This window comes from Croceitalea sp. P059 (genome assembly GCF_031846365.1).
Lineage (GTDB): Bacteria > Bacteroidota > Bacteroidia > Flavobacteriales > Flavobacteriaceae > Croceitalea > Croceitalea vernalis.
Window position 1 is genome coordinate 632,000 of the sequence record NZ_JAVRHW010000002.1, and the last position, 19,477, is coordinate 651,476.

19 protein-coding genes are annotated in these 19,477 nt (G+C 34.6%); 12 read left to right on the top strand and 7 right to left on the bottom strand.

The features are described 5' to 3' along the window. Positions 1-27 precede the first annotated feature (27 nt). From RM542_RS09145 to RM542_RS09190, 10 genes are all read left to right on the top strand, one after another. Entirely contained in the window at positions 28-633 is a 606-nt protein-coding gene (locus RM542_RS09145) for a tRNA (guanine-N1)-methyltransferase (protein ID WP_311385440.1), read from the top strand. Positions 634-639: 6 nt separating this feature from the next. Next, positions 640-1,092: a GNAT family N-acetyltransferase gene (locus RM542_RS09150; protein WP_311385441.1), complete on the top strand. Its 453-nt coding sequence runs from the start codon at positions 640-642 to the stop codon at positions 1,090-1,092. A gap of 33 nt (positions 1,093-1,125) precedes the next feature. Next, entirely contained in the window at positions 1,126-1,800 is a 675-nt protein-coding gene (gene trmD / locus RM542_RS09155; protein WP_311385442.1) for a tRNA (guanosine(37)-N1)-methyltransferase TrmD, read from the top strand. Positions 1,801-1,930: 130 nt separating this feature from the next. After that, on the top strand, positions 1,931-2,281 hold the full coding sequence (gene rplS / locus RM542_RS09160) for a 50S ribosomal protein L19 (RefSeq protein WP_311385443.1): 351 nt from the start codon (positions 1,931-1,933) through the stop codon (positions 2,279-2,281). 612 nt (positions 2,282-2,893) lie between these two features. Continuing rightward, on the top strand, positions 2,894-5,101 hold the full coding sequence (locus tag RM542_RS09165; protein WP_311385444.1) for an NADP-dependent isocitrate dehydrogenase: 2,208 nt from the start codon (positions 2,894-2,896) through the stop codon (positions 5,099-5,101). 84 nt (positions 5,102-5,185) lie between these two features. Next, positions 5,186-5,995 (top strand): DUF4249 family protein, encoded by an 810-nt coding sequence (locus RM542_RS09170; RefSeq protein ID WP_311385445.1) that lies wholly within the window; start codon positions 5,186-5,188, stop codon positions 5,993-5,995. A 68-nt stretch (positions 5,996-6,063) separates the two neighbouring features. Next, complete coding sequence (locus RM542_RS09175) at positions 6,064-8,463, top strand: TonB-dependent receptor (RefSeq protein WP_311385446.1); 2,400 nt, start codon at positions 6,064-6,066, stop codon at positions 8,461-8,463. Positions 8,464-8,465: 2 nt separating this feature from the next. Beyond that, on the top strand, positions 8,466-9,383 hold the full coding sequence (locus tag RM542_RS09180) for a DUF4249 family protein (protein ID WP_311385447.1): 918 nt from the start codon (positions 8,466-8,468) through the stop codon (positions 9,381-9,383). An 18-nt stretch (positions 9,384-9,401) separates the two neighbouring features. Then, positions 9,402-10,331 carry a DUF4249 family protein gene (locus RM542_RS09185; protein WP_311385448.1) on the top strand — a complete coding sequence of 310 codons (930 nt, stop codon included), beginning with the start codon at positions 9,402-9,404 and terminating at the stop codon, positions 10,329-10,331. Positions 10,332-10,342: 11 nt separating this feature from the next. Beyond that, positions 10,343-10,570: a DUF6095 family protein gene (locus RM542_RS09190; protein WP_311385449.1), complete on the top strand. Its 228-nt coding sequence runs from the start codon at positions 10,343-10,345 to the stop codon at positions 10,568-10,570. Here the strand turns inward: RM542_RS09190 and RM542_RS09195 are convergent, their stop codons facing one another. After that, positions 10,571-11,254 (bottom strand): DUF4294 domain-containing protein, encoded by a 684-nt coding sequence (locus tag RM542_RS09195; protein ID WP_311385450.1) that lies wholly within the window; start codon positions 11,252-11,254, stop codon positions 10,571-10,573. Between the two features lie 102 nt (positions 11,255-11,356). On the opposite strand from RM542_RS09195, the gene RM542_RS09200 reads away from it, so the two are divergent. Next, the gene (locus RM542_RS09200; RefSeq protein WP_311385451.1) at positions 11,357-12,445 is read left to right on the top strand and encodes a M42 family metallopeptidase; all 1,089 of its coding nucleotides are present in this window, start codon (positions 11,357-11,359) and stop codon (positions 12,443-12,445) included. A gap of 43 nt (positions 12,446-12,488) precedes the next feature. Next, the gene (locus RM542_RS09205; protein WP_311385452.1) at positions 12,489-13,040 is read left to right on the top strand and encodes an NUDIX domain-containing protein; all 552 of its coding nucleotides are present in this window, start codon (positions 12,489-12,491) and stop codon (positions 13,038-13,040) included. Here RM542_RS09205 and hisS read toward each other — a convergent pair. The 6 genes from hisS to rpsF all read right to left on the bottom strand — a co-directional run bounded on the left by hisS (position 13,033) and on the right by rpsF (position 19,419). Continuing rightward, positions 13,033-14,406, bottom strand: a complete 1,374-nt coding sequence (hisS, locus tag RM542_RS09210; RefSeq protein WP_311385453.1) for a histidine--tRNA ligase — start codon at positions 14,404-14,406, stop codon at positions 13,033-13,035. The genes RM542_RS09205 and hisS overlap by 8 nt on opposite strands. A 68-nt stretch (positions 14,407-14,474) precedes the next feature. After that, on the bottom strand, positions 14,475-14,945 hold the full coding sequence (locus tag RM542_RS09215; protein WP_311385454.1) for a DUF6495 family protein: 471 nt from the start codon (positions 14,943-14,945) through the stop codon (positions 14,475-14,477). A 61-nt stretch (positions 14,946-15,006) separates the two neighbouring features. Beyond that, positions 15,007-18,213 (bottom strand): carboxypeptidase regulatory-like domain-containing protein, encoded by a 3,207-nt coding sequence (locus RM542_RS09220; RefSeq protein ID WP_311385455.1) that lies wholly within the window; start codon positions 18,211-18,213, stop codon positions 15,007-15,009. A gap of 101 nt (positions 18,214-18,314) precedes the next feature. Next, positions 18,315-18,767 carry a 50S ribosomal protein L9 gene (gene rplI / locus RM542_RS09225; protein WP_311385456.1) on the bottom strand — a complete coding sequence of 151 codons (453 nt, stop codon included), beginning with the start codon at positions 18,765-18,767 and terminating at the stop codon, positions 18,315-18,317. 14 nt (positions 18,768-18,781) lie between these two features. Further along, a complete protein-coding gene (rpsR, locus tag RM542_RS09230) occupies positions 18,782-19,078 on the bottom strand; it encodes a 30S ribosomal protein S18 (RefSeq protein WP_311385457.1) in 297 nt (98 codons plus the stop codon). Positions 19,079-19,080: 2 nt separating this feature from the next. After that, positions 19,081-19,419 (bottom strand): 30S ribosomal protein S6, encoded by a 339-nt coding sequence (rpsF, locus tag RM542_RS09235; RefSeq protein WP_311385458.1) that lies wholly within the window; start codon positions 19,417-19,419, stop codon positions 19,081-19,083. Between the last annotated feature and the right edge of the window lie 58 nt (positions 19,420-19,477).

The following is a 19,477-nucleotide window of genomic DNA, read 5'->3' on the forward strand; positions in this document are numbered from 1 at the left end:
GAAATAAAATATTTAAGAATAGAACCTATGAAAAAGTTTTTATTGGTATTCATTTGTACGGTGTTTTGTGTAATTACTATAAATGCACAAGAAGAACAGACCACTACTAATGATAATACTGTTAAAGGTCAGTTTGAGACATTAATTAGAAAGTCTACTAATTATCGACAAGGTGGAAAAAGATATGAAGTAGTACGATTGCTTGAGTTGGAAGCTTTTCAAAGAAATATATTAGATACTATTCGAGTTGCCAACACTAATATTGGTGAGCTCCAAGCTACAATTTCCGAAAATGAGACCAATCTTAATTCATTGAATACCAGATTAGATGACACTTCTAAAAAATTGATAGAACTTACAGCAGAAAAAGATAGCATGTCTTTTTTTGGGGTCATGGTTTCTAAAGGCACTTATAAACTGATTGTTTGGTGTATAATTTTTGGCTTACTCATTTTTCTTGTGTTGTTTATTTACAAATTTAAAAATAGCAACACGCTAACTCAACAGGCAAAATTGGCGCTTTCAGATGTTGAAGGTGAATTTGAAGATCATCGAAGAAGAGCATTAGAAAGAGAGCAAAAAATCAGTCGGAAACTTCAAGACGAAATCAACAAGAACAAGAAGAGTACATAAAAGAATATGATACAAGTAGTTAAAGCTGACCACAAAAATCTTAAGGATTTAGTTCCGCTTTTTGATGCTTATAGAATATTTTACCAGCAATTATCAAACAAAAAGAAAGCTGAAACCTTTCTGACTAAAAGACTAGAAAATAAAGAGTCTATCGTATTTATCGCATATAAAGCTCAAAGTGCTATAGGTTTTGTTCAGTTGTTTCCAACATTTTCATCCGTTTCTTTGGAGTCATTTTATATTCTTAATGACTTATTTGTCAGTCCAAAATTTAGGGGAATAGGTATAGGCGAAAAATTACTTGAAGAAGCCAAAAAACATTGTTCTTTACTAAAGTATAAAGGTTTAGCTTTAGAAACAGCTAAAGAAAACCCTGCTCAGCATCTTTACGAAAAACTTGGTTGGGTAAAAGATGAAGACTTTTTACATTATTTCTGGAAGTGTCCAAAGAGTGAATAATCAACTACTTTTGTTCTGTAAAAGTCAGCATATATGCGCATAGATATTATTACAGTTTTACCCGAATTACTTAAAAGCCCTTTTGAAGCTTCTATTTTAAAGCGAGCTATAGAAAAGGGATTGGTCGAGGTACATCTGCATAATTTAAGAGATTTTGCTCTCGGAAATTATAACCAGGTTGACGATTACCAATTTGGAGGAGGTGCAGGCATGGTATTAATGATTGAACCTATTGATAAATGTATAAGCGAACTTATGAAGCATCGCGATTATGATGAGGTTATTTATATGACACCAGATGGAACAACACTCAACCAAGGAATGTCTAACCATTTATCACTTAAAAAGAATATTATTATCCTTTGTGGACATTATAAAGGGGTTGATCAGCGTGTTAGAGATAAGTTTATAACTAAAGAAATTTCGATTGGTGATTATGTGCTGTCCGGAGGAGAACTAGCCGCAGCTGTGCTTTGTGATTCCATAATTAGATTATTACCTGGAGTTCTAAATGATGAAACTTCAGCACTAACGGACACTTTTCAAGACAACCTATTAGCACCACCAGTCTATACGCGTCCGTCAGAATATAAAGGAATGAAAGTACCTGATGTTCTATTAAGTGGAAATTTTCCAAAAATTGAACAATGGCGAGAAGAAGAAGCATTGAAAAGAACTGAGGAAAGAAGGCCAGACTTATTAAAATGAGTTGATTCGAAAAAAACAATCGAACATACTTGCTAGTTTTAAAAAAGGTTTTAATTTTGCACTCCATTAAAGTTAACCTCTGACGATATACGTGAATGTTGGTTTTAAGAAATCCATAAATAAAATTAAAATGGACTCTTTAATAAAATTTGTAGAAGACGAATTCGTATCAAAAAAAGATTTTCCTCAATTTTCTTCTGGGGATACAGTAACAGTTTATTACGAAATTAAAGAAGGTGAAAAAACACGTACACAGTTCTTTAAAGGAGTAGTTATACAAAGACGTGGTACTGGAGCAACTGAAACTTTTACAATTAGAAAAATGTCGGGTACTGTAGGTGTTGAGCGTATTTTTCCTATCAATATGCCAGCATTACAGAAAATTGAAATTAATAAGCAAGGTAAAGTTCGTAGATCAAGAATCTTCTACTTCAGAGGCTTGACTGGTAAAAAAGCGCGTATCAAAGAAGTACGTTCTTAAACAAACAAAAATAATTTTTAAAAAGCACCTAATTTCTTTGGGTGCTTTTTTTATGAACAAATGTTAATAACTAGGGTTCATAAGTTGTTGATTACAAATTAGTTACAAACTAACCAATATTCAATATTATTTTTAAATTTATAACAGAAGAAATGGAAATGGGTAACTATTTACTTTCCTCTTTTAAAGTTTACGTTCTTTAAATTATTATTCAAATTACTTTAAGATAGTAGCACTACTAATAAAAAAGTGAATTCAATGATAATAGTGTTTAACACTATTATTTTGAAATATACATTGTGTGCGAATAAAAGAGCTATTTTTTATTTTGACAATATATAATGAATAATAACAAAGTTTATTCAAGTTGTTTGATTGAAAAGTTAAAAACATGAATCTACCTAAACGTTGAAATTTTGCGATAAATGTGGCCCAAGGCCGAAACCGTGCAGCAATGCAGGTTTAAAGTTTATGCAATATTTCTAAAAAGCCATATCAATGTACTTGTACGATGATATGGCTTTTATCATTGTAACTTGCCTTTTAATCAAAATTTTCTGTTTAAAGAACTAGCTTAAATCGTATATTTGCACCGCTAAAAATTACACCTTAATGGCAAAAATACGATACACCAAGACCGATGAAGCTCCGGCTTTGGCAACCCAATCTTTTCTTCCTATTGTTAAAGCATTTACTAAAACAGCAGATATAACCATTGAAACGAAGGACATCTCCTTAGCAGGTCGTATCATAGCGATTTTTCCAGATTTTTTAAAAGAAGAGCAACAAATACCAAATGATTTGCAAGAATTAGGAGCTATTGCTAAAGATTCTGAAGCTAACATCATCAAGCTGCCAAACATTAGTGCTTCTGTACCACAACTTACCGAGGCAATAGAAGAACTTCAAGCTAAAGGTTATGCCATACCTAGTTATCCTGCCAATCCTCAGAATGATTCAGAAAAAGATATAAAAGCCAGATACGATAAAATTAAAGGTAGTGCCGTAAATCCTGTGCTCAGAGAAGGAAACTCGGACAGAAGAGCTCCAAAAGCCGTTAAAAATTATGCCAAAAAGAACCCACATAGAATGGGTGAATGGTCTTCTGATTCGAATACACATGTCGCTACAATGTCATCTGGTGATTTTCGTTCTAATGAAAGGTCTTTAACCACTAATCAAGCAACGACCGTAAAAATTATTTTCAAATCTTCAAATGGTCAAACAACACTAAAAGAAGGTATTCATTTACAAAAAGGCGAAATTATTGATGCCACCGTAATGAGTAAAAATGCCTTGGTCGATTTTCTTAATGAAGAAATTAAAGACGCTAAAAGTAAAAATCTATTACTCTCCATACATTTGAAGGCAACTATGATGAAGGTATCTGACCCCATCATATTTGGACATGTCGTAGAAACATATTTCAAAGACGTCTTTACGAAAAACAAAAACGTTTTTGAAGAATTAAGTATTAATTCAAACAACGGATTAGAGAGTTTACTCGATAAGCTTAGTGGACATGCCAGTGAGGAGCAAGTAAAATCTGATATTAAAAGCACGATAGATAATGGACCAGCTTTGGCTATGGTCAATTCTGATAAGGGTATTACAAACCTTCATGTTCCTAGTGATATTATTATAGATGCTTCAATGCCTGCAATGATTAGAAATTCAGGTAAAATGTGGGATTTTGAAGGAAAACTTCAAGACACAAAGGCGGTTATCCCAGATAGCAGTTATGCTAGTATATACCAAGCAACAATTGATTTTTGCAAAAAGCATGGCGCTTTTGATCCTACCACTATGGGCACTGTACCGAATGTAGGTCTTATGGCCCAGAAAGCAGAAGAATATGGATCACATGATAAAACCTTTGAAATAAAAGAAAATGGTGTAGTTCAGGTCATAGATGGTTCTGGAGAAATTGTTTTAGAACATCAGGTTGAAAAGGGAGATATATGGAGAATGTGTCAAGTAAAAGATGCTCCAATTCAAGATTGGGTTAAGCTAGCCGTTTCTAGAGCTCGTGCTACCCGTGTACCAGCAGTTTTTTGGCTAGATGAAAATCGTGCCCATGATGCCGAGTTAATTAAAAAAGTTAAAGAATATCTTCCAAATCATGACACATCCGGATTAGAAATACATATTCTATCTCCTTTAAAGGCTACACATTTTACCTTAGAAAGAATTAAAGAAGGGAAAGACACCATTTCTGTCTCAGGGAATGTTTTGAGAGATTATCTTACTGACTTATTTCCAATTCTTGAAGTGGGTACAAGTGCTAAAATGTTATCTATTGTACCTTTAATGAATGGCGGTGGTTTATTTGAAACTGGTGCTGGTGGTTCTGCACCTAAGCACGTGGAACAATTTATAGAAGAAGGACACCTAAGATGGGATTCTCTAGGTGAATTCTTAGCTTTAGGAGTTTCTTTAGAACACTTTGGTAATAAAAATCAAAATTCTAAAGCCAAAGTTCTAGGTGAAGCTTTAGATAATGCCACTGAGAAGTTCTTAGATAATAACAAGTCTCCTTCTAGAAAAGTTAACGAATTAGATACCAGAGGTAGTCATTTTTATTTAGCAATGTATTGGGCGCAGGAATTGGCTGCTCAAAACGAAAATTCTGAATTAAAAACGATTTTTGAACCTGTCGCTAAAGCTTTTACAGATAAAGAAAAACAAATCGTAAAAGAGTTAATTGAGGCTCAAGGAAAAACTATTGATATTGGTGGTTATTATTTACCTGATTCTGAAAAAGCCGGAGCTGCAATGCGACCTAGTAAAACATTGAACATGATTCTTAATCAGCTTTAATTATAAGTTTAGATTAAATAATTGTTAATGGTGACCATGACAAGTTGACCATTATATATTTTTGAGTTTGAACGAAAACTGAACTTGAAAAAATATTATTTATTTCTTATTATCCTTCCAGTCGCTTTAGCATGCGAAGAAGCCATAGACGTTGAATTACCTACTTCCGATTCGAGGTTGGTTGTTGACGCGCTAATAGGTTATAATGAAAATAATGATGACCCAATTACGATAGGTCAAGTTAAGCTTACCTTAACAGCACCCTTTTTGGCGGAACAAGTTCCTGTTCCAGAAAACGCCTCCGTCCAAATCATTGATAACACTTCTGGTGAAATATTTGAATTAGTCGAGCAGGAACCTGGTATTTTTATTGATGGATTTCCAAATTTAGAATTCAACAAATCATACAATTTAAGGATTGTTTATAATGATGAAATATACATTGCCACAGAAGAACTTGTAAGAACAGGAACACTTATCAGTGTAGAACAAGGAGATGGTTTTTTATTTGATGAGCAAATTGAAACTGAAGTCAAGGTAAATTTTTCAGACATCGTGAACGAAAGGAATTACTATTTGTTTTCCTTTGGTTTTGATAACTATTTAGTTACAGATGATGAATTTTATCAAGATAGTAATTTGAATTTCTCATATTATTATGAAAATGTTGATCCTGGTGATTTAATCTCCGTTACCTTGCTAGGTATTGATAAAGAATTTGCTGACTATGTTGATCAAACTTTATCACAATCTGGTGATGGTGGTGGAGGCCCCTTCTCAACTGTACCCGCAACAGTGCGAGGAAATATTATGAATGTCTCTGACCCAGAAAATATAGCCTTTGGTTACTTCTCCATTAGTGAGTTTGATATTGCGGTTTTAACTGTAGAATAAAGGTTTTTTAATAATATTAAAGTTTGTAACTTCCAAAGTATAATTCATCATAATCAGAAAGCCAAAACATGCCAAATAATTTTAACGCACTTCTTATTGTGCTTCTCCTTTTTTCAAGTTCTATTTATTCACAACAACGTTATACTATAAGTGGTACAATAAGCGAGGCAGCTAGTAACGAAACTATGATTGGCGTTACCATCGCTATTACTGAGTTAAGAACTGGTACAACAACTAATGAATATGGTTTTTACTCTTTAACCTTACCCCAAGGGGAATATGAATTGGTGGTTTCTTATTTGGGTTATGGTGATATCAAACAAACATTAGTTTTGAACGCAGATAAAAAATTCAACTTCAAAATGATTGAAGAAGCTGAAGCCCTTGATGAAATTATTCTTACAGAAGATATTGAAAGGGTTGACATTCGTAAACCCCAAATGAGTGTGAATGCTTTAAAAGTGCAAACCATCAAAAAAATTCCTGTTGTTCTTGGAGAAGCCGACGTCATTAAATCATTGCTTTTACTGCCAGGTGTCACAAGTGCTGGTGAAGCTTCCTCGGGTTTCAACGTACGCGGTGGAGCAGCAGATCAAAATTTAATTTTATTAGATGAAGCTATCATTTTCAATTCGTCTCACCTTTTTGGATTTTTCTCAGTATTCAATCCTGATGCTATAAAGGATATCAAACTTTTTAAAGGGGGTATTCCTGCAAGATATGGCGGAAGAGTTTCATCGGTTTTAGAAATTTTTCAACGTGAAGGTAATAGCAAAGAAACAAAGGTTACTGGTGGTATCGGTGCGGTGGCTAGTAGATTACTGATTGAAGGGCCTATAACTAAAGACAAAACAGCTTTTTTAGCAGGTGGAAGAGCTTCATACGCCCATTTGTTTTTGCCACTTTTCGATGTTAATAATAAGGCTTACTTCTATGATGTGAATACTAAGATAAGCCATAAGATAAATGATAATAACAGTATTTTTCTATCCGGATATTTTGGTAGAGATTTATTTAGTATCAATGATAGTTTTGTAAATGTTTATGGAAATGCTGTTGGAAATTTCAGGTGGAATCATCTCTTTTCAGATAAGCTTTTTTCTAATCTTTCTCTGATTTATTCTGATTATTTCTATGGCCTTGAACTTGACTTTGTTGGCTTTGAATGGGATTCAGGTATTCAAAACTTCAACTTCAAGTATGATTTAAAACACTATATAAATGACGGATTACAAATTAATTATGGATTAAATAATATTTATTACGTCTTCAACCCTGGTAAAATCAAACCAAATAGAGACGATTCAGGAATTATTGAAGATCAGTTAACAAAAAAGTATGCCAATGAAGCTGCAGCCTATATTGACGTGGAGCAAAAAATTACTGATAACTTGAGTGTTAATTACGGTTTAAGAGCTAGTATGTTTAACAGATTGGGGCAAGATGAGCTTTTTGTATATGAAAACAATCAACCAGTACTTTTTGACCCTTTTCAACTTATTTATCGTGAGGCAACCCCTATTGATACTATTAACCCTGGAAGAGGAACCAACCTTTCTACATTCACCAATTTAGAGCCAAGAGTTTCCATGGCTTATACCATTAATGATAAAAATTCTATTAAGGCTAGTTATACCAGATTAGCACAATATCTGCATTTACTTTCTAATACGAGTTCCCCTACTCCTCTTGATGTTTGGGCACCAAGTGGTCCTTTTATAGAGCCTCAATTATTAGATCAGTATGCCCTTGGTTATTTTAGAAATATAAACGACGGAGAATATTCTTTAGAAATGGAAGGTTTTTATAAGGATATCCAAAATAGAATTGATTATATCGATGGCGCAGATTTGATTGCAAATGATGCTATTGAACAGGTTATTTTGAATGGAGAAGCTAGGGCTTATGGACTAGAGTTTTTACTTCGTAAAAATGAAGGACGCTTTCAAGGTTGGCTGGCCTACACCTTGTCCAAATCAGAACAACGAACACCAGGTCGTGATCCCGTTGTTGATAACGGAAGATCTAACTTAGAATCTGGTATTAATTTTGGGGAATGGTACAATACTCCATATGACAAAACACATGATATAGCACTTTACGGTAATTATGAGCTAAATGATAGATGGAGTTTCAATTCTAATTTTATTTTTCAAACCGGGCAACCTACTAATTATCCTGTAGGTCAGTTTGAATTTCAAGGTTTAGTTGTACCCTTCTTCGGTCTTCGTAATCAAACTCGTTTACCTAATTATCACAGATTAGATATTGCAGCAACTTTTCAACCTAAGAAAAACAAGAATCGAAATTTTCAATCAGAGTGGATATTTAGCATATACAACGTATATAATAGAATGAATGCGGCTTCAATTAATTTTAGACAAAATCAAGACACAGGTAGAAACGAAGCGATTAGGACTTCCATTTTTGGAGTAGTCCCATCTTTAACCTATAATTTTAAATTCTAACCATGAAAAAAGCATTCATATTTGTCTCGGTTCTTTTTTTACTTTTTTCTTGTGAAGATGTCATTGATGTTGAACTAGCCCCCTCGGATTCCAAATTGGTTGTTAATGCCGTTTTTAGAGTTGATGTTACCCAAGATTTTATTCCAGTTTCGGTAAAGGTTACCGAAACAAATGGCTTCTTCGAGGAAAATACAGTTACACAATTAGATGGTAATGCGACCTTATTGTACGGAGTTCCAGATCCTAATGACCCAAACACCCTCGATTTAATTGTTGAAGGTGGAGGTACTTCGTCCCTTGCCGAAGTTACACCTGGCAGTGGTATTTATGAGCCTGACCCGACTTTTGATGATGACCAACGAGTTAGTACTTCTTTAGCTACAAGGCCTGGCACAGTGTTTATTCTAATATTACAACATAAAGGAAGAAGATATGCAGCACAAACGGTTTATTCACCTGTAGTACCTATTGACGCATTAGAGCAAGGTGATGAAACCCTTTTCGATGAAGACGATATCGAATTATTAGTCACCATATCTGACCGCCCAGATGAGGATAACTACTTCATTTTTGATTTTGATTTTAATGAATATTTAGCTCTAGATGATCAATTTATAGACGGGCAGCAATTCCAGTTTTCGTACTTCTATGAAAAAGAGTTGCTACCCGGTGATGCAGCAGAGGTAAGTATTTTAGGTGCTGATTTGGAGTTTTTTAATTATATGGATTTAATATTGGTGCAAACAGAAGATGCTGGTGGAGTTTTTGAAACACCTGCTGCCACTGTTAGAGGCAATGTATTCGATGTAACCGGTATTGATAATTCTGAAATATTTGATAATGTTGAACGTCCGGATAATTTCGCACTTGGTTATTTTGCAGTTGTTCAAGAATTCAAACGAACGTTTGTTGTTGAATAAATCGTTCGAAAATTGAATATGATTGAAAATATAAAACCTCATATCACTTTTAAGGAACCTTTTTTGCTGTTAGTCTTCATTTTTTTCTCGGGGAGTTGTGAAGAAGTTGTCGACGTGGATTTACCTGAAACTGAAACTCGTTTAATTATCAATGGAATCGTTCGCATAAATCAAGACGATGAATTTTTACCGATACGTATTGAAGCAACTGAAACAACTAGCTTCTTTGATGAACCTGTGGTAACTCAGCTTGATGATGCTGTTATATTGGTAGGAGAGCCTGACCCTGACAACCCCGACAATCTTAATCTAGGTGTTTCAGTTTTAAGAGAATATCAGGCAGGAACAGGAATTTATGAACCAGATACTATTGGCAATGATGTAGATGAAAGAATACCAACTGCCTTTATCAACCCAAATACTGTTTTTTATTTAATTGTGGAACATAAGGGTAAGAGATATGCCGGAATTACAAACTATGTGCCGACAGTTCCTATTGACAAACTAGAACAAGGTGATGAAACCTTATTTGATGAAGATGATACGGAAGTGAAAATTACAATTACAGATACTCCTGATAAAAAAAATTATTATGTCTTTGATTTTGGCTTCGGAGAATTTTTAGCTTTAGACGACCAGTTCATTGATGGACAAGAATTTGAATTCTCCTATTTTTATGACAGTGAAACTGAAACAGGTAATACTATTGCAGTAAGTATTTTAGGAGCCGACCAACAATTTTTTAATTATATGGATCTACTTGTCGAACAAACTGAAGATACTGGAGGTATTTTTGAAACTCCGTCAGGAACCGTACGTGGAAATATGTTTGATGTAACTGGCTTAGATAATATTGAAATCTTTGATAATGCCGGCAGACCAGAGTCCTTTCCATTAGGTTACTTTGCCGTTGTTCAAGAATTCAAACAAACCCTCATAGTTGAATAAATCAAATCACATTGAAAACTAACAAAGAGCTTTTAATAAAAGGTTTAAAGTCTTTCGGTTATACCGCCTTAGTCATGTTTGTGGCTCCAATAATTTTATATCAGGCATTTAAGAACACCGATAAACCATTATTTATACCTGTGCTGATAGTTGGTATTATTATGGCAATATTTGCCATTTATTTAGGTTTTCGATCTATAAACATTGTAATGGATGCTGTTTTTGGTAAAAAGAAATAATCACTTTTTATGTTCGCCTGTTTGCTTCCATTTATTACTTAATGAAGCATAATCATAATCTAAAACGGATTTCTGCCTTTTTAATCTGTTTGATGCAAAAGCACGTTGTAAAATATCTTCAATTAAATAATCTTCATGAACCTCTTTGGGCAAAAATTCTTGCTTTAAGCTTATTTTAAATGCTTTCGCTGTAGTATTATACCAGAAAGCTCGCCATCCACTTCTAAGTTCTTTTACCAAATCAAAAGCAGTAGCGCCTGTTTGTCGATGAATTAATTTTATTAGTATCTGACCTTCAGTTCGCGTTAATTTTTTCAATTTATCTGAAAACTCTCCTTCTATATACTTTTGAACCTTTTTTGTGTAACGTTTTTGTTGACGTTTCTTTTTTATTTGGGAGATACTATCATTAAGTTCAACTAACTTCTCGGCTGCTAATTTGGCATAAGGATAAACCTTTAAAGTCTTTCTTCTTAAAATATAATATCTTAATTTTTCTTGTTTATCTGCAAACTCCAACTTACCGAAAATATAAACTTCATCAAGTGGAATAGAACTCAAAAGAACAGAGTCTCCCTGCATTCTAACATAATAATCAGAAATGGAATCTAGTGGTTGTTCTTCTTGCCCATAGGTAAACGTTAGCAAGAAAATACTTAAAATGGCGGTTACAAGTTTTTCCATAAACCAAAGAGGTCATTAATCGTACCAAAAGTAATGATAAAGGCTAATTCATATTATTAAATAAAAGTGAATATTGCTATGTTTGTAGCTTAAAACATACTCATGCCTGATAAAAAAATCATTACAGATAAGTCTATTAAATTTTTTGAAAAATACCTAAACAATGCATCTCCAACAGGTTATGAATGGGAAGGTCAAAAAATTTGGATGGATTATTTGAAACCATATGTAGATGATTTTATTACTGACACTTATGGTACTGCTGTTGCGGTAATTAACCCAGAAGCTGAGTACAAAGTTGTTATTGAAGGCCATTCCGATGAAATTTCTTGGTATGTAAATTATATTACCGACAATGGTTTGCTTTATGTAATTAGAAATGGTGGAAGCGACCATCAAATTGCACCTTCAAAGTGGGTAAACATTCACACAAAGAATGGTATTGTAAAAGGTGTATTTGGATGGCCGGCAATTCATACGCGACGAAACGGGAAAGAGGAACCGCCAAAAATTGATAATATCTTTATTGATATTGGAGCAAAAGATAAAGAAGAAGTCGAGAAAATGGGGGTACATGTAGGCTGTGTGATTACTTACCCTGATGAGTTTCAGATTTTAAATAAAGACAAGTTCGTATGTAGAGCTTTAGATAATAGAGCAGGTGGTTTTATGATAGCTGAAGTAGCACGATTACTTCATGAAAACAAAAAGAAATTACCTTTTGGCTTATACATCACAAATTCCGTACAAGAGGAAATTGGTTTACGTGGAGCAGAAATGATCACGCAAACTATAAAACCTAATGTAGCTATAATTACTGATGTTACTCATGATACAACAACGCCACTAATTGATAAAAAAGTTCAAGGTGAAGCATCAATTGGTAAAGGACCGGTCATAGCTTATGCTCCTGCGGTACAACAAAAATTACGTGAGCGAATTATTGAAACTGCAGAGGCTAATAAAATACCTTTCCAGCGCGCCGCAAACTCCAGGGCTACAGGAACAGATACGGATGCATTTGCATATAGCAATGGCGGTGTAGCATCTGCATTGATTTCATTGCCTTTACGCTATATGCATACCACCGTAGAAACTGTTCATCAAGATGATGTAGAAAATGTAATTCGTTTGATTTACGAAACATTATTGACCATCAAATCTGGTGAAACTTTTAGTTATTTTGATTAAAATCTTTCTTAAACTCTTCATTAAAGAGTAAGAGCTCATATTCATGGATGAACTTATTGACATTTTAAATGAAGATGGCTCACCAACAGGAACAACAGAATTAAAGTCCGTTGCACATGCAAACGGACTTTTTCATCCTACTATTCATGTTTGGTGTTATTCTTTAGATGGTTATCTTCTTTTACAGCAACGCGGAAGGCATAAAGAAACCTATCCTCTAAAATGGGATGTATCTGCAGCCGGACACATTGGAGCAGGTGAAAGTCCTCAAATAGGTGCTTTTCGAGAATGTCAAGAGGAGTTAGGAATTACTATTGAAATTGAAAACCTTCAAAAAATCACCATTTATAAAAAAGAAAAGAAACACAGCAATCGTATTTTTGACCGAGAATTCATCAATGTTTTTATCTATGAGTTGGATAAGAGCGTAGCGCTTACCAAGCAAGAAAGTGAAGTAGAAGCCTTAGAATGGATTTCGATTAAAGATTTTGAATCTTGGATATCTCAAAAACATCAAGGTTTAATCCCCAATTCAGAAAAGCGTTTCGAATTTGTGATTTCTGAAATCCAAAAACGTCTTAAAGATTTTAGTTAAAAAGAGCATTCGGAGTTTCATCTATTTTATGAGTGGTTTGCTCACCAGAAACCATATCTTTTAGTATAAATTCTCCATTCTCCAGTTCCTTTGCACCCAGCAAGATGACATAAGGCACATTTCGTTTATCAGCGTATTTGAATTGCTTTTGAACCTTGGTTGTTGAAGGATATAAATCAGCCTTAATACCTTTATTTCGTAACCTAGCTACTAATTTTAAAGCTGCTAAACCTTCTTTATCACCAAAGTTCAAGCATAATACATTTAAAGACCGGTCAACTGACTCAGGAAAAAGATTCAATTCTTCTAATACCAAATATATTCTATCCAAACCAAAAGAGATGCCAACACCACTTACATCTTTTAGTCCGAAGATTCCAGTTAAATCATCATAACGCCCTCCACCGCCAATAGAACCCATTTGTATACCTTCTGGCGCTGAAACTTCGAATATGGCACCTGTATAATAATTCAACCCACGAGCAAGGGTTACATCTAATTGTAAATTAGCAGATTTTAAACCCAATTCTGTTACGGTACTTATGATAGCTTCTAATTCATCGATTCCTGTTATACCAACTGCAGAATCTGATAATAATCCTCTTAGTTGAGTCAATTGTTCTTTGACACTTCCTTTCATTGAAAATAATGGAGATGCCTTATCAATTGCTGATTGAGAAATACCTTTATTAAGCATTTCATCTTTTACCTTCCCCTCTCCAATTTTATCTAGTTTGTCTAATGCAACTGTAAAGTCAATTAATAGGTGTTTAGCCCCTATAACTTCGGCAATCCCAGATAATATCTTACGGTTGTTTATCTTAATTCTTGTGCCTTTTAAACCCAATTCCGTAAAAACAGAGTCATATAGTTGAATTAATTCAACTTCTTGTAATAATGAATTTGCGCCAACTACATCGGCATCACATTGGTAAAATTCTCTAAACCTCCCCTTCTGAGGTCTATCCGCGCGCCATACTGGCTGAATTTGATACCGTTTAAATGGAAAATCAAGCTCGTTTTGGTGCATTACCACATACCTAGCAAATGGTACTGTTAAATCATAGCGCAACGCCTTTTCTGTAATCTTAGGAGCAATAGAAGTTGAATTTTTGGAGCTATATGTAACATCATCTACTTTAGAAATAAAATCTCCAGAGTTCAGAATCTTAAAAATCAGTCGGTCTCCTTCATCGCCATACTTACCTAATAATGTTTCTGAATTCTCAAAACTTGGTGTCTCAATAGGTTGAAAACCAAAAATCTCAAACTGTTTTTTTATCGCACTAAAAATATGATTGCGCTTTGCTATTTCAGAAGGAGAAAAATCTCGGGTACCTTTAGGAATTGATGGTTTATGTGCCATAAAAATTGAATGTATTGCAAATATACTAGATTGTATATTTTAGAATTGAATATTACTTTTAATTGGTATTATTCAATCATATCGTCAAACCATTGATAAAGTGCACCTTTTGTAATAACAGCGCCTTGCTGAATTAAGCTGAATTTATCCACATTTTTATCTTCAGAATACTTTTTTGAAGCTGTAAGATATTCTACAAAATCTGATTGAAAATTTCTCTTAAACCAGCTGAAACCAACTTCTGTCCTTAAATCTATTTCAGGATTTAAAATTTTGACCGAAATTAATTTCATCTCTTTTTCTTTCAAATCAAAAAGATGCATATGGCGTTCCGATATATTTTCTAAATACTTTACTTTGGTTAGGACACCTTCCCAAATTAAATCACTAAAAACATCAAGTTCTTCTTCGGCAACTTCTGGCTTCTCATTTTTAAGTTTTTTCCATTCATCTGCAGTGATGGATTGGGTTGCCAAAAAATTGATGAATTCTTGATATAATTCTACAAATTGTTCTTTTGATAATCTACTATACTTCATAATGCAAAAATAAAAAAGGGCCGTGCTTACGCACAGCCCTTTTTGAAATTTTGAAACTTTATTAATTAAATATATAACGCAGACCAATTTGCGCTTGCCATCTAGAAAGTAATCTCGTATCTGCAGAGAAAGTATTTGTTCTATTAGGATCAAATGTAAACGTCGGCGTATTTGTATCGTCAACGGTTACACCCAGTACTTGATCAAAATCTTGACGTTCTACCACTCCCCAATCAGAATTCAATAAATTTCCAATATTGATGACATCCAAACTCACCTGAAATTTATTCGTATCGTTCAACTTAATATCTTGTAGCACTTTTACATCCCAGCGACCTCTCCAAGGCGCTAAGGCTCCATAACGCTCGGCATATTGACCTCTTCTCCCACTCAAATAATCATCTTGTTGAATAAAAGATTCAAATGCTGCATCTTGGCCTACTCCCGTAAAGGCCATTTGACCAATCTCGCTAGCTGTTGGAATGTAAAGCAAATCATTTATGCTAGAACCATCATTATTGATGTCTCCACCATAGATATAGTTAAAACGACCACTCTGAGCATATTCGAAAAAAGATGAAATGGTAGTCCCAGTTTTAAAAGCTTTTGAAATTACACCTATGATACGGTGCTTGTCTCCATAACGTGAATTTGACAATACATCTGAATTTGCGTTACCTACTATAGCATTTCCTGCAAAAGCATCACCTGTAATTTCAGCATCAATAGAATTCACTTCTTTAGCGTCTAAATAACTATATGCCAGTTGTGTATAAAGACCGTCATCAAAGGTTTTTTGCAATTTCAATGTGGCATTCCAAATACGACCCTGGTCAGAGTTAGTGAATACATAGGCATTTGTTGGCCCACCAAATAATTGTGATTTGTCATCATCTTCATAAACAACTCTATTATCAGGTCCATTTAGTGTTGAAGAAGGTGCGCCTAGGCCCCAATTTTGAACATGTGCTGCATTAAGGTCCTTAGTATATGAAAGATCAGCTGTAAGTACAATTCCGTTATTAAAACGTTTGTCAAGACCTAAGTTAGTTCTCCATACTTGCGGCCACTGAAAATCTGGATCAACGGCTTGGTAAAAGAAAAAGTCGGTTCCCTGTACCTGATTACCTAACCAAACGAATGGAAAACGCCCTGTGAATACTCCAGAGCCACCTCTAAGCTGAACGCTTTGGTCACCATGAATATCCCAATTAAAACCAACTCTTGGAGAAACCAACCAATCATTGTTTGGCAAGGTTTCTGAATTGATAGTAATAGGTTCATTCGTTTCGGGATCAAAATATTGAATATCTGAGGCATAAGTACCACCTTCTGCTAAAGTTCCACCTTTTCTATCAATATTGTCCCTTATCAAATCAGCAGTATTAAAATATAACGGCTTATCAAAACGAACTCCATAAGTCAATTTAAAGTCATCAGTGGCATCCCATTCATCTTGAATGTAAAATGATAGCTGCCCAACATTGGTTTCTGCCAAAGACCAACCACCAGGGGTACCGTCTTCAAATTGGTTATTGTTATTTGCTGTGGCTATGGCTGCGTTGAACTGTGCTTGGTAATCAGCGACTAAGGCTGCTTCGCCAGCTGCATCCAAATTTCTAAAATCAGCAATAGAGTTTGAAGGAAAGAAAACACCTCTTGCTCCATAAAAACCTAAGTTAAAGGAATTGTCAAACTGGAATTTCTCAAAGGAAAAACCTACCGTAAAAGTATGATCACCAGTGAAAAAATTTAAATTATCAGTTAGCTGAAATACCTTTTGATCCAATCGATTATTAATTGAAAAAGGTTCGTGGCCAGCTATAATATAATTTGAACTACCGGTTTCATCCAAAATTGTAATACTTGGTGCAGGACTTGAAAATGGCGTTCTAAAATCGTCAAAATGTGTATAACCAACTTGAAGTTTATTAGTTGCCTCGTTGCTAATTGTACTATTTAATTCTAATTGTACGGATCTTATATTATTGGTGATTTCATACCCGGCATTTTCAAACTGCAAAGTTTGTGTGCTAGGACCACGAAATGTGATTGCGTCACGATTAGCTGGTTTACCTTTTGTAGCATTTAAAAAGTTGTAAATCAAAGCCAATCGGTTGTTATCATTAATATTCCAATCTAGCTTGATAATACCTTTGGTAGATTCTTGATTAAAATTAAAACCTGTAATGGCGCCTGGGTTATAAAAAGTCGGATTGCCTTGAGCATCTTGGCCAATAACAACTTGACGTAAAATATTATCAACCAATTGCATATCACTTTGAGTTACCCTAGAAGTACTAATTCCATCTTGCCCGACGCCGCTAGGCACAAAACCGTCGGTGCCCAACTCAGTTAAATCATCTTTTTCAAAATTTGCAAAGAAAAATAACTTATCCTTAACAATTGGTCCTCCAATACTGAATCCATATTGCTTTTGTTCCAAACCGGTTTTGGTTACATCATCTCCGTTGATTTTTCCTCCGGTCAAATCATCATTTCTAAAAAAACCGTAGGCAGTCCCAGAAAAATTATTTGTTCCACTTTTCGTAACGGCATTTACCGATGCTCCTGTAAAACCTGATTGGGTTACATCATAAGGAGCAGTAGTAACTGAAATTTGATCAATCGCCTCAATGGAAATTGGTGTTGCATTGGTTTGTCCACCTGGTTGGGCAGCATCCAATCCAAATGGATTATTAAAAATTGCTCCATCCAATGAGAAATTATTGTACTGGTCATTACGACCACCAAATGAAAGCCCCGAAGCACCCGAAGAAGCTGCTGGTTCCAATCTGATGAAATCATTTGTAGATCTTGAGATTGTTGGTAAACGTACCAAATCTCTTCTGCTCACGCTTGTAGCGGCTCCTGTTCTATCACTTCCAAAAGTGCCTGATTGGTCAGAAACAACGACTACCTCGTCAAGCTGCTGGCTACCAGCCATCATCTGAACATTATAATTGAAGGTTTTACCAAGCGAAAGAAATATATCACTTCTCACGTCATCTTGAAAACCAACAAAGGAAATTGTTACTGTATATGGGCCACCAACCCTTAGGTTTAGTAGATTAAAACGCCCTTCATCATTAGTAATAGAGCCGTATCTCGTTCCTGTAGGAGTATGAATAGCAACAACGTTTGCGCCAAATAAAGGTGCGTCCTGATTATCTGTCACTTCTCCTCTGATATTAGAGGTGGTAACTTGAGATAAAGCCGATGTGATGGTCATCAAAACGACTATTCCCATTAAAAATATTTTTTTCATAATGATTTGATTTATATGATATTTAAGCAATTGTAAACGTAGCAAAAAAAAAGAGCTATGCATGCATAGCTCTTCACAATTTATTAACAAAAAAGTAGTGTTTACTTAGCCTCTGCAATTACTTCAAAAGGAAAATCAACAATAACTTCTCTATGTAATCTAATCTTAGCGTTATAGGGTCCAGTTCTTTTAACGGTACCACCTTGTATTGTAATAAACTTTCTATCGATAGCTTGACCAGCTTTTTCGATAGAGGCAGCTAAATCAATATTAGAAATAGATCCAAATAGTTTATCACCAGCACCAACCTTCGCTGGTATTTTAATTTCTAAAGCTTTTAGACTGTCAGCAATCTTTTGTGCTACATCAATTACTTTTTTCTCTTTATGCGCTCTTTGCTTCAAATTTTCAGCAAGCACTTTCTTTGCAGACGGGGTAGCTAAATCAGCCAAACCTTGAGGAATCAAAAAGTTTCTACCGTAACCATTCTTCACAGTAACGACATCATCTTTAAAACCTAAATCTTGTACATCTTGTTTTAATATAAGTTCCATTTCTCCGTCTTTTATTATTTTAACATATCACCTACGTATGGCATCAATGCCAAATGACGAGCTCTCTTTACAGCTTGAGCTACTTTTCTTTGATACTTTAATGAAGTACCTGTTAATCTTCTTGGTAAAAGTTTACCTTGCTCATTAACCAACTTCATTAAAAAATCTGGGTCTTTATAATCAACATACTTGATACCAGACTTTTTGAAACGACAATACTTTTTCTGTTTGTTAGTTTCAATATTTAAAGGGGTCAAATACCTGATTTCACCGTCCTTTTTTGATTTTGCTTGTTGTTCTATTGATGACATAACTATGCTTTAGCTTTTAATTTAGTTCTTCTTCTTTCTGCCCATGCAACTGCATGTTTGTCTAACTTAACAGTTAAAAATCGCATAATGCGCTCATCTCTTCTGAACTCTAACTCGTAAGGACCAATGGCCTCACCTGGAGCAGCAAATTCAAATAAGTGGTAAAAACCACTTTTCTTGTTCTGAATAGGGTAGGCTAATTTCTTTAGCCCCCAATTTTCTTTGGCCACCATTTTGGCACCATTCTTAATTAAGAAATCTTCAAATTTCTTAACTGTTTCCTCTATCTGAGTTTCAGACAGAACGGGATTCAAAATGAAAACAGTTTCGTAATGATTCATATTATATATTTATTTAAGGAGCGCAAAAGTAAACATTCTTCTGTCCTTTCACAAGAAA

Coding starts and splice junctions, on each gene's coding strand:
- RM542_RS09145 (WP_311385440.1), top strand. CDS start 28: ATGAAAAAGTTTTTATTGGTATTCATTTGTACGGTGTTTTGTGTAATT.
- RM542_RS09220 (WP_311385455.1), bottom strand. CDS start 18,213: ATGAAAAAAATATTTTTAATGGGAATAGTCGTTTTGATGACCATCACA.
- RM542_RS09200 (WP_311385451.1), top strand. CDS start 11,357: ATGCCTGATAAAAAAATCATTACAGATAAGTCTATTAAATTTTTTGAA.
- RM542_RS09195 (WP_311385450.1), bottom strand. CDS start 11,254: ATGGAAAAACTTGTAACCGCCATTTTAAGTATTTTCTTGCTAACGTTT.
- RM542_RS09150 (WP_311385441.1), top strand. CDS start 640: ATGATACAAGTAGTTAAAGCTGACCACAAAAATCTTAAGGATTTAGTT.
- rplI (WP_311385456.1), bottom strand. CDS start 18,767: ATGGAACTTATATTAAAACAAGATGTACAAGATTTAGGTTTTAAAGAT.
- rpsF (WP_311385458.1), bottom strand. CDS start 19,419: ATGAATCATTACGAAACTGTTTTCATTTTGAATCCCGTTCTGTCTGAA.
- RM542_RS09180 (WP_311385447.1), top strand. CDS start 8,466: ATGAAAAAAGCATTCATATTTGTCTCGGTTCTTTTTTTACTTTTTTCT.
- RM542_RS09185 (WP_311385448.1), top strand. CDS start 9,402: ATGATTGAAAATATAAAACCTCATATCACTTTTAAGGAACCTTTTTTG.
- RM542_RS09205 (WP_311385452.1), top strand. CDS start 12,489: ATGGATGAACTTATTGACATTTTAAATGAAGATGGCTCACCAACAGGA.
- hisS (WP_311385453.1), bottom strand. CDS start 14,406: ATGGCACATAAACCATCAATTCCTAAAGGTACCCGAGATTTTTCTCCT.
- RM542_RS09175 (WP_311385446.1), top strand. CDS start 6,064: ATGCCAAATAATTTTAACGCACTTCTTATTGTGCTTCTCCTTTTTTCA.
- rpsR (WP_311385457.1), bottom strand. CDS start 19,078: ATGTCATCAATAGAACAACAAGCAAAATCAAAAAAGGACGGTGAAATC.
- RM542_RS09165 (WP_311385444.1), top strand. CDS start 2,894: ATGGCAAAAATACGATACACCAAGACCGATGAAGCTCCGGCTTTGGCA.
- RM542_RS09215 (WP_311385454.1), bottom strand. CDS start 14,945: ATGAAGTATAGTAGATTATCAAAAGAACAATTTGTAGAATTATATCAA.
- trmD (WP_311385442.1), top strand. CDS start 1,126: ATGCGCATAGATATTATTACAGTTTTACCCGAATTACTTAAAAGCCCT.
- rplS (WP_311385443.1), top strand. CDS start 1,931: ATGGACTCTTTAATAAAATTTGTAGAAGACGAATTCGTATCAAAAAAA.